Origin of the sequence: Anabaena sp. AL93 (assembly GCF_001672085.1) — a bacterium.
GTDB classification, from domain to species: Bacteria; Cyanobacteriota; Cyanobacteriia; order Cyanobacteriales; family Nostocaceae; genus Dolichospermum; species Dolichospermum heterosporum.
Window position 1 is genome coordinate 1 of sequence record NZ_LJOU01000147.1, and the last position, 9,336, is coordinate 9,336.

General features: G+C 39.0%; 7 protein-coding genes. 4 read left to right on the top strand and 3 right to left on the bottom strand.

Annotation, left to right across the window (positions count from 1 at the left end):
• Nucleotides 1–11: 11 nt before the first annotated feature.
• Nucleotides 12–3,149, bottom strand: a complete 3,138-nt coding sequence (locus tag AN486_RS24930; RefSeq protein WP_290602888.1) for an alpha-mannosidase — start codon at nt 3,147–3,149, stop codon at nt 12–14.
• Between the two features lie 342 nt (nt 3,150–3,491).
• Here AN486_RS24930 and AN486_RS24935 point away from each other — a divergent pair, with 342 nt between their 5' ends.
• The gene (locus tag AN486_RS24935) at nt 3,492–4,820 is read left to right on the top strand and encodes a hypothetical protein (RefSeq protein ID WP_290602886.1); all 1,329 of its coding nucleotides are present in this window, start codon (nt 3,492–3,494) and stop codon (nt 4,818–4,820) included.
• A gap of 51 nt (nt 4,821–4,871) precedes the next feature.
• Here AN486_RS24935 and xth read toward each other — a convergent pair whose 3' ends face one another.
• Nucleotides 4,872–5,654 (bottom strand): exodeoxyribonuclease III, encoded by a 783-nt coding sequence (gene xth / locus AN486_RS24940; protein ID WP_053539584.1) that lies wholly within the window; start codon nt 5,652–5,654, stop codon nt 4,872–4,874.
• A gap of 374 nt (nt 5,655–6,028) precedes the next feature.
• Between xth and AN486_RS24945 the strand changes: the two genes are divergently transcribed.
• The 3 genes from AN486_RS24945 (at nt 6,029) to AN486_RS24955 (ending at nt 8,062) form a co-directional block, all read left to right on the top strand.
• Complete coding sequence (locus AN486_RS24945) at nt 6,029–6,226, top strand: hypothetical protein (protein ID WP_071992747.1); 198 nt, start codon at nt 6,029–6,031, stop codon at nt 6,224–6,226.
• A 167-nt stretch (nt 6,227–6,393) separates the two neighbouring features.
• Nucleotides 6,394–7,413: an alcohol dehydrogenase catalytic domain-containing protein gene (locus tag AN486_RS24950; protein WP_053539583.1), complete on the top strand. Its 1,020-nt coding sequence runs from the start codon at nt 6,394–6,396 to the stop codon at nt 7,411–7,413.
• Nucleotides 7,414–7,450: 37 nt separating this feature from the next.
• Nucleotides 7,451–8,062, top strand: a complete 612-nt coding sequence (locus AN486_RS24955; protein WP_027401113.1) for a hypothetical protein — start codon at nt 7,451–7,453, stop codon at nt 8,060–8,062.
• A 114-nt stretch (nt 8,063–8,176) separates the two neighbouring features.
• Here AN486_RS24955 and AN486_RS24960 read toward each other — a convergent pair whose 3' ends face one another.
• A complete protein-coding gene (locus tag AN486_RS24960; protein WP_290602887.1) occupies nt 8,177–8,518 on the bottom strand; it encodes a Dethiobiotin synthetase in 342 nt (113 codons plus the stop codon).
• Between the last annotated feature and the right edge of the window lie 818 nt (nt 8,519–9,336).

Below are 9,336 nucleotides of genomic sequence, written 5' to 3' on the forward strand. Positions count from 1 at the left end.
CCCTACCTCCCCTACCCCTGAATTTTGCTGGATGTGGCTTGAAATGTGACAATTTTCCAAGGGTCAATATTTTTATTTACTTGCTTTGTTGCGGAAAGTTTGATATTATTTTCTAATAAATCAGTTGGTTTTTCTAGATTTAGAATCTCGCTTTGCAAAGATAATTCTGCTGTTTGTCCATGACATTCATAAAAGCGAAGAATGAATTTTTGGGGATCATTTTCACTGGGTTTGAGTGCCATTAAGATTAAATTATCTGCTGATAAGGTGAGAAAACTTTGGCTTTGACAAGCGTTCAATCTAGATTGATAATTGACTGGGTTTACTAATACCTGAAAAGGAACATTCAACTCATAACCACGTTTGACGGTTTCTGCTTCTTCCCAACTGTCTAAATGGGGATATAAACTGTAGGTAAATTCTTGTATCCCTCTATCTGCCTGGGAGTCTGGCCAATGGGAACTTCTTAGCAAGGTGAGGCGTAGTTGGTTAGGTTTGGCATCGTAACCATATTTACAATCATTAAGAAGACTGACTCCGTATTTTCCGATCTTTGTATCTGTGGTTAAATCTGCCCAATGTAATGCGGGGACTTCCCATTTTGCCTTTTCTGCGGGGGTTTGGGGATTTGTGGGACGATGAATAGCACCGCAGGGAATTTCATAAGTGGCAAATTCGGCTTGGAGGTTGAGAGGAAAGGCTGTTTTAACTAATACGTGATTTTCTTGCCAATTTACAGTATTAGTTATTTTCAAAATTGGTGAACCGATTTCCAAGATGTAATCTTGACAAAATTCTGATTTTCCGAGTTGACGGACTACTCGCAACCGTTGTTGAATTTCTCCATATTCTTGCCATTGAATTAATTTTAATTGAGTTGGCGGTAGAGGTTTTGTGTTATAATCTGGGTCTATGTTCCAAGCATCCCAATATTGTCCGCTGTCCCTAAAGGCTTGAAGTTGATTTCCTGCACCGGTTAAAATTTCTCGTTGTTGGGTTCTGTCGAAGATGTTGGCTATATCTCCGGTTTCGGGGTTGATTTGAATTTGCAAATATTCGTTTTCTAATATCCAGTTTTCGGGGAATGTTTTGGGTTGGGGGGAAGATGGAGAAAGCCAGAAAATGCTGTAACCTATAGATGGTATGGTTGCGAAAAATAATAAGGTTGAGTTTTCGCTGTTTTGGGAGAGGATTTCTGTTCCTTGAATATCAGAAATTTTCCAGGTTGGGTAATCTGTGGTGATGATTTTTGATAAGTCAATGGTGACAACTTGGGAACGTTCCCAGTTGAGTGAGTTAAAAATTATGACGGGGATGCTCTCAGGGTTGGGAGGTTGTGGTATGTTGATTGTGGAAGCGATCGCTTTTAATGAGTCTTCTAGTATTTTCGTTCCTAATTTTTCTACTGCTTCCCATTCCCATAAAGCGTCTGCGTAAACTTGGGTAATGGAAGAACCGGGGAGAATGTCGTGAAACTGGTTAAATAAAACTTTTTTCCATGCGGTTTCTATTTCTGTTTGCGGAAATTCTGCACCACAAAGGATATTTGCTAAAGTTGCGAATAATTCAGCACTATATAATAAATGTTCAGATTTGCGATTCCAGCGTTTTTGGTCTGCGTGGGTAGTATAACATCCTCGGTGGAATTCTAAATAAAGTTCGTCTTCCCAAACTGGTAAGTTTTGAGTTGATGATTTTATGTCGTTGAGGTATTTTTCGGAAGTTGTAAATTCTAACTTGGGGAAAATTGGGGAATGTTCCCACCGTCGCGCGGTTTCTAGCATATCACGGGTTGGACCACCACCATGATCACCGACTCCGGGAAGCCAAAGAGAATTGTGTAAACCTGTTTGAGTTTTCCAGTCACAAGCGGACTTGGTCATTTTTACAGGTTCGATGGTTTCGCCGATAGGTGCGGACATGAAACTTAATGTTTGACTGCCATCGGGCGATCGCCACCAAAATAAGTCATAATCAAATTTAGTTGTATCATTCCAGCGGAGTTTCTGAGTTACAAAGGACTCAATTCCTGCATTTGCAAAAAATTGGGGTAAGGTCGCACAAAAACCAAAGGTGTCGGGAACCCAAACCACAGAAGATATTTTTCCGAACTTCTGGAGAAAATACCTTTGTCCATATAATAACTGACGCACTATAGACTCACCAGCAATTAAATTTAAATCCGGTTCTACCCAAAAACCACCTAAAACTTCCCATTTTCCTGCTTTAACTTGATTTTGAATTTCTCGAAACAAGTCGGGACGATTTTCCTCTACCCAAGCATACAACGCCGGTGTGGTATGACAGAAAATCAATTCGGGAAAATCCTGTTGCAGTTTTAAAGCTGACTCAAAAGTATTTTGTGCTGCTTTCCAAGTTTCCTCCACAGGCCATAACCATGCTAAATCTAAATGTGCATGACCTAATAAATTAATTTTATATTTTTGAGCGTTGATAAACTCAGCTAAACTCAAATAAGTTTGTCGCAAATTCAGCAGATATGTTTTCCAATCTTGATTTTCTGCGTCTTGGCGATTTGTAACTTTCTCAACTTCCCCAGCTAAACTTAGTAACTTTTCTGGTGCGAAGTTTTGTAAAAGAATTTCCGTAACTGCTAATTCATCAGCAATAAAACCAGCATCAGGATTATCATAATCTGTGGACTCAAAAATTGCAAGCGATCGCATCAACGCCCCATCACAATGTCCCGGACTCACCAACCGCAAAGCTATGGTAAACTCTTCTCCAGGGGTTACACTTGGACTCAGCAACACTCGCGGGGAAGAATCAAACAAATCCCCCGTCAATACTAACTTACCATTAACATACACTTCTGCTAAATCTGCCCACCATACCAACGCCAAACGCAAAGACAAACTTGTTAACGGAAAATTGTGTAAATGTTCAGGAACAGAAAATTTTTGTCCTAACCATAATACCCGTTTTCCCCCCGTCCAAGAAACATGAGCTTTTTCATTTAGTTCCACAGGTTGCCAATCAGTTAAACTAAATGGGATAAAATCAGTAACTACCTCGTCAGTTTCCTGATTTTGCCAGCTTGACTGGATATCAACCTGACAACAAGAACGCAAATTTTCAATTGCTGTTGATATAGATTTAGTATTTAATGAGGATACAGGAAGAGTCATATTTCTAATAAAATAATATACAGCAGGAGTCAGGAATGAAAGTGCTTTGATTTTCAGATTGTCTCTCATGCAATTCCCAATTACCATAAATGTCAATAATTGATATTGCTGAAAATTCATAGGTTTGTGGGAATCTCTTAACAATCCAAAATTAGGCGTTGCTGAACTAAGGTATGAAATTCCCAAATTAAACCTTTAAAACTCTGACCTTTGCGTCTACTCTTCGAGATCACGAAGCGTGATTGCGCCTTTGCGTGAGACTAAAATTCATACCCTTAATCAGCAACACCTAAAGCCTTTAATTGACGATAACCTCCACCCTACAAATTACACATAATTACCATGTCTTCCGATTCCTCCAATCGCTATCAAAGCAAACTCTTCAACTTTGTCTACCAGCATTCTCGACGGTTGACACAAACACTGGAAAACACCTTCAAGAATTTGCAACTTGCTACTGGTTTGGGTGTAGGTTCTCTACTTTATCCACTTTACCAATTATGGCAACAAAATGGCACAGTCAAAAAATTACAATCAGCAACTCCTCCTACCAGTGATGCGCCAATTCAAATTATATTAGATGTTATCAAAAATCTTCCTCCCGGAGAGACTGATATACCAACTTCCTCACAAACAAATCCTCTCACATTGTTAGGATCTTTGTGGAAGAAAATTTTTCCTCGTCCAAATTCTCCAACTCCAGAAAGTACCCTGCAACAGCATATACCAACAGTACAGGGAATTGCCATAGAATTGCAAACCCGTAATTTAGTATTAGTAAGCGCAGATAATCGTATTTTCGATGTTTTCACACCGCAGCAAAACGTCAAATTAGCAGATAGAATTAATAGCGAAATTAGTGAATATCGGTATTCTTTACAACTAATTGCTCACCAACAACAACAATTATTACCCAAAATTGATGGTCTTTTGAATAAGTTAACTGATGATCATCCCATCATAGCACAACAACCTCTCCTCAGTCCCCTGAAACCTTTTGGATTTCTCGATCAATTAATTGCTAATTTAGAAACTACGGCTTTAGTCCCCGTCCAAAAACATAGTCAGGAAATCGTCAAAAATTTCCAAAGTCAAGTTAATGATTTAACTATTAATCATGATCACTTAAAACCTCAGCAACAAAGTATTTCTAATTTAATTTTAGCCGCGATAAACTACTTTTTTGTTGTCAGAAATACTTATCAACTTGACTCAAATTCTTCTGGAGAAACCCCACAAAGTAAACCTGATTTTGAAAAGATAGTATCAGCAAACAATCAGTTAAATATTGGGGATACTTCAGAAGATACCTGGTTAACATGGAATGATTTATTTGGTAATACCCCCACCAATATTGAAGAATTATCTGATAATAATGATGTCAATAAACTACCGCAATCTCAAATAAGATGGGGATTACCGAGAATTCGGACTACAATGGGTCAAAAACCACCTCAACCGAAAAACGACGAATTTACCCAAACAGGCAGTCAAACCAGCCAAGAATTTAATTTTAAGCCAGACTGGATTGATATTTCCGCCACCTCATTAGGCTATGAAAAACACCCATTAGAACAAATTCTGGAATGGTTAGATTATTCTATATTATGGATAGAACAAATATTAACAAACATGATTTATTTTTTCAGAGGTTTATTGTTAGGGAGATAAATGGAAAATCATATCCCCGACTTCTTTGAGAAGTCGGGGATCTAAAATCCGCTAAAATTCTACAATTACTGGTGTATGGTCACTGGGTTGAACTAACTTTCGCGGTTCAATATCAATAATACAACTTTGAGCGCGTTCATACAAGATTGGTGTGAGATAATGGTGATCTATTCGCCAACCTAAATTACGCTTAAAAGCAGCCGTGCGATAATCCCACCAACTATAATTTTCCCCTTCGCTGTTGAATTTACGAAAAGCATCTGCAAAACCTACATTCAGAACATCTCGTAAAGCTTGACGTTCTAATTCCGATGCCATGATGTGATTATCTATTTTTACTTTATCATTAATATCTATATCTTCTAGGGCAATATTAAAATCACCACACAGAGAAATAGCTGGATTTGATAATATTAACGTCTGTAAATATTCTTTCAGTATTTTTAACCAGCCTAACTTATATTCATACTTTTCGCTACCAATAGATGAACCATTGGGAACGTAAAGATTAACAATTCTTACGCCCTCAATTACACCCGTAATCACCCGTTTTTGTTCATCCCATGCTGATTCTAGACCTGGTAAAATAGGACTAAAACCTACACTTACATCTATCAACGGTTGACGACTAATTAAAGCCACGCCATTGTAAGATTTTTGCCCGGAAATATACGGATAATAGCCTAAATTTGTAAATGCGAGACTAGGAAAGTCCTGGTCTATAACTTTGGTTTCTTGTAAACACAAAACATCAACCGGATTTTCTGTTAACCAATTGATAACCTGTTCTAAACGTGTCCGCACAGAATTCACATTCCAAGTAGCAATTTTCATGAGTTATTGATTAAAATGATCGCAAAATAATGGTGAAGCATTTATTCGGTAAAAATTAGATATTTATGATCCCCCAGATAGATGAACAAGGTCTATACTAGTTTATAGTTTAATAATGTTCTCTGGATTTTTCATGTTTCGATAAAAAAATGAGTTTGTGAAAATCTTTTAAAAATCTGTTAATTTAGCATTTATTGATAGTTTTTTACCCCCATTTTCTCCAAATTGGAGGATTCCGAATGGGAGAATAAAGGGCTGGAAAATGAACGTCATTAAATCAAGCATAAAAGTAGAAGTTGGGATTGTTTTTAATGGTGATGTCGAGATCAATCATAACATTGCCAGGGTTGAATTTTTTGAAAGGAGGACATTTTATGAGTATCATAGTTAACACCTGCCCCTGCTGTGGCGGTTCGGTTCTGCGTCATGTTCGCCATCATGAGGTTTATTGGTTTTGTCTGTCCTGTAGACAAGAAGTACCAGTTTTAAGTATCAATGATGGATCTAATCCCCTATCTAAGCGAGAAACCCGTAATCAAGAAGTTTTACCGCAAACGGCGTTGAGTTCTTGAATTTGTCCAGGAAAGATCGCTAATTAGCATAAATTTAGGTAAAATCAGAAATTGCTAATTTTAAATACAAAATATATGCCGATATCATTGAGTATGGTATAAAACCGTATTTAAGTGATTTTGATAGCGTGGTTAAAGCCATACTTCTTTTTTATGGGTGAAAAGTTTTGTTAGCAGCACTACTCTACGGACAAGAGGATTTACGCCTAGAACGAGTTCCTGACCCGACTCCCGCAGCCGGCGAGGTGGTGATTCAGGTGGAAGCAGCCACTACTTGTGGTACGGATTTGAAGGTGTGGCGACGGGGTGGCCATGCTAAAATGTTGACACCACCCACACTGTTTGGCCATGAAGGTGCAGGACGGATTGTGGCTGTCGGTGCTGGGGTGACGAATTGGCGGGTAGGCGATCGCGTGGTGGCAAATAATTCTGCACCCTGCATGAAATGTTTCTTTTGTCAACGCCAAGAATATTCTTTATGTCCCCATTTAACTTGGAATAATGGGACATTTGCAGAATATCTGAAAATTCCTGCTCCCATAGTTAGGCATAATTTATTACCAGTTCCTGATCATTTGCCCCTAGTATTAGCGGCGATGACTGAACCTTTAGCTTGTGTATTGCATGGTATCAGCCGTTGTGGTGCTAAACCCGATGACAAAGTAGTGGTTTTGGGTGATGGGGCGATTGGCTTGATGTTTGTGGCAGTATTAGCGAAATATACTGAGGTGATATTGTGGGGAGGGAATAATCAACGGTTAGAAATTGGTGAAAAGCTGGGTGCAGCCAAGACTTTTAATTATCATCAAGTTACGGATATTGCCAATACAGTTAAGGAATTAACCGCTGGTTGGGGTGCAGATGTCGTGATAGAGGCTACTGGTGTACCGAGTGTCTGGGAAACTGCGATCGCTTGCGGTCGTCCTGGTGCAACTATCAATTTATTTGGTGGTTGTCCAAGAGATACTACAATTACTGTGAATACCGAACAATTGCACTATAGTGAACTTACTCTCAAAGGCGTATTTCACAATACACCAGAATATGTAAAGGCTGCCTTATTACTCATCGCCAGTGGTACAATTCCTTTTGACTTGCTCATTAGTGAACACCGACCTTTACAGGATCTAGAACAGGTATTTATAGATATGAAGGCGCGGAAAGTCATTAAAGTAGCAATGGTTTGACAGTGAAAATTCCGACGCACCCTAATTTATCTAAAAAATGCTCAAACAATCCTTACTGAAATTATTGATTTTACCTTGCTCACTGATACCTTGGTTATCAGTGGAAATGCTGCTAAATTCTCCCGGACAAGCCCTACCTGGAGACAGTACAGGAGATGTACTCTCATGGATTAAAGCCCATCCCACACTACAGCCAAAACCGGGAGAACGATTATTTATTAGTAAAAGTGATACAGCGGCTCAAAGATTTACCTTCCAAGCCTCCGTATTACCTCCTGGTAGAGTAACATTTACTAAAGACCACATCACAATTCGCACTGAACGTATGACTATGTTCGATGCTGTTAATGGCATCACATTACAACGTTTGGAAGAGTCTTTACGAGTAATTTATAGTTTAGATGTGTATCAAGATTACAATGAGGCTCAAATTGTCTATCAATATCCTAATCAGACTACTATTAATACATCTAGACTAGCAAAGACACCAACGCGAGAAGCTTTACAGGGAGAATTACGGATAGGCGATCGCTATGGGTATTGGGTAGAAATTGCCCAACCCAAGGAAGGTAAAGCCATCATCGGTAAAATCACAGTGTTACTCAAAGCCGATTTAGATAAATTAGAAACAGAATTAAGAACCCGCTAATTTAGGAGGAGTCAGGAGGAGAAAGGAGGAAAAAGAAGAATAAAGGAGAATAAGGCAGGAGTTTTATTATCAATGGGAGTTAATAACCATCTTGGTGGTTGTTATATTTCGCAATCATAAAGTTTGCCATGTACCAGAAAAAATACTTTCAGCCCCCAAAGAAATACGGACTAAATCCTCATTAAGCAGGGGAGGCCAGTCCACACCTGCCTTTCGTCCCGCAGCAAAGAATCTTTGCGCCTTTACAGCCAACTGATATAAAGCAAAAGCCAATTCTCTGTCTAAGTTTGGTGCTGTTTTTAAAGCTTCAAATACCACCTTTAAAGCTAACAAGGTGGAAGTAACTTGACCAGGAACAGGAGGTTTACCTTGTTGTAAACGACTTAACAGAGTATCTGGATTATCTAAACTGTTTGTTTGGTCTATGAGTAGTTTCCGGGCTATTTCGTAGTTCATACTTCTAACTAGGGTTTGCTGAAAAAGTGGTCTGTGAGGGCAGGGAACAGGGAACAGGGAACAGGGAACAGGGAACAGGGAATAGTTTCAACTATCTGGATATCCTCAATTTTCCAAATCTGACAAAGAGAAATCCACAAAAAAGATGATCCTAGTGCTTACGCATTGACAAAGTTTTCTAAATATGTAATGTGGATTTTATCTCTTGTAGGGTGCGTCAGACCCAATAATTTGGTAAAAAACAGATTTCCTCTATCTGACGCACCCTACTCAATAGGTTATTCCCAAAGCCGAAAACGACGCAATTTCGTTCATTCATATGATGGTAAGTTAGTGAGCGTGCGTAAGTCCTAGGAGACTTCCAAGAAATAAATTATCCTAAGAAACGAACCACAGAGGCACAGAGTACACAGAGAGAGAATTTCTGCATCAGTTTTGGGACATTTTTTTATTTGGAAGTCTCTAGATCCAATCTTGTGGGGTGTGGGATAGGCATCTAGCCCAGGAAGGTTGCAATTTTTCCCTAGAATAGTTTATTATCCTGATTTTGGTGTTTTTTTGGGAAAAAACTCAGTATCAATGCCTATTCCCTAAACTCTAAGCTGTCACACATTTAAATTGTTGCTTGAGACAAGGGAACGGGGAACAGGGAACGGGGAACAGACAAGAGTTTGATGGCTTACAGCGATTTCCAATCTTATGAGGTACATCTTAGCCCCCTCATCGCTTGCGGGGAGGGGGTTGGGGGCGGGGTTCTTGTTCCGGGTTTGATGACAATTTGCTGTAATAAGGGTTTCGCGGATTTTTATCACAAAAAA

Excerpts from the sequence above, each read along its gene's own strand:
- xth (WP_053539584.1), bottom strand. The coding sequence starts at position 5,654 with ATGAAAATTGCTACTTGGAATGTGAATTCTGTGCGGACACGTTTAGAA.
- AN486_RS24955 (WP_027401113.1), top strand. The coding sequence starts at position 7,451 with ATGCTCAAACAATCCTTACTGAAATTATTGATTTTACCTTGCTCACTG.
- AN486_RS24945 (WP_071992747.1), top strand. The coding sequence starts at position 6,029 with ATGAGTATCATAGTTAACACCTGCCCCTGCTGTGGCGGTTCGGTTCTG.
- AN486_RS24960 (WP_290602887.1), bottom strand. The coding sequence starts at position 8,518 with ATGAACTACGAAATAGCCCGGAAACTACTCATAGACCAAACAAACAGT.
- AN486_RS24930 (WP_290602888.1), bottom strand. The coding sequence starts at position 3,149 with ATGACTCTTCCTGTATCCTCATTAAATACTAAATCTATATCAACAGCA.
- AN486_RS24935 (WP_290602886.1), top strand. The coding sequence starts at position 3,492 with ATGTCTTCCGATTCCTCCAATCGCTATCAAAGCAAACTCTTCAACTTT.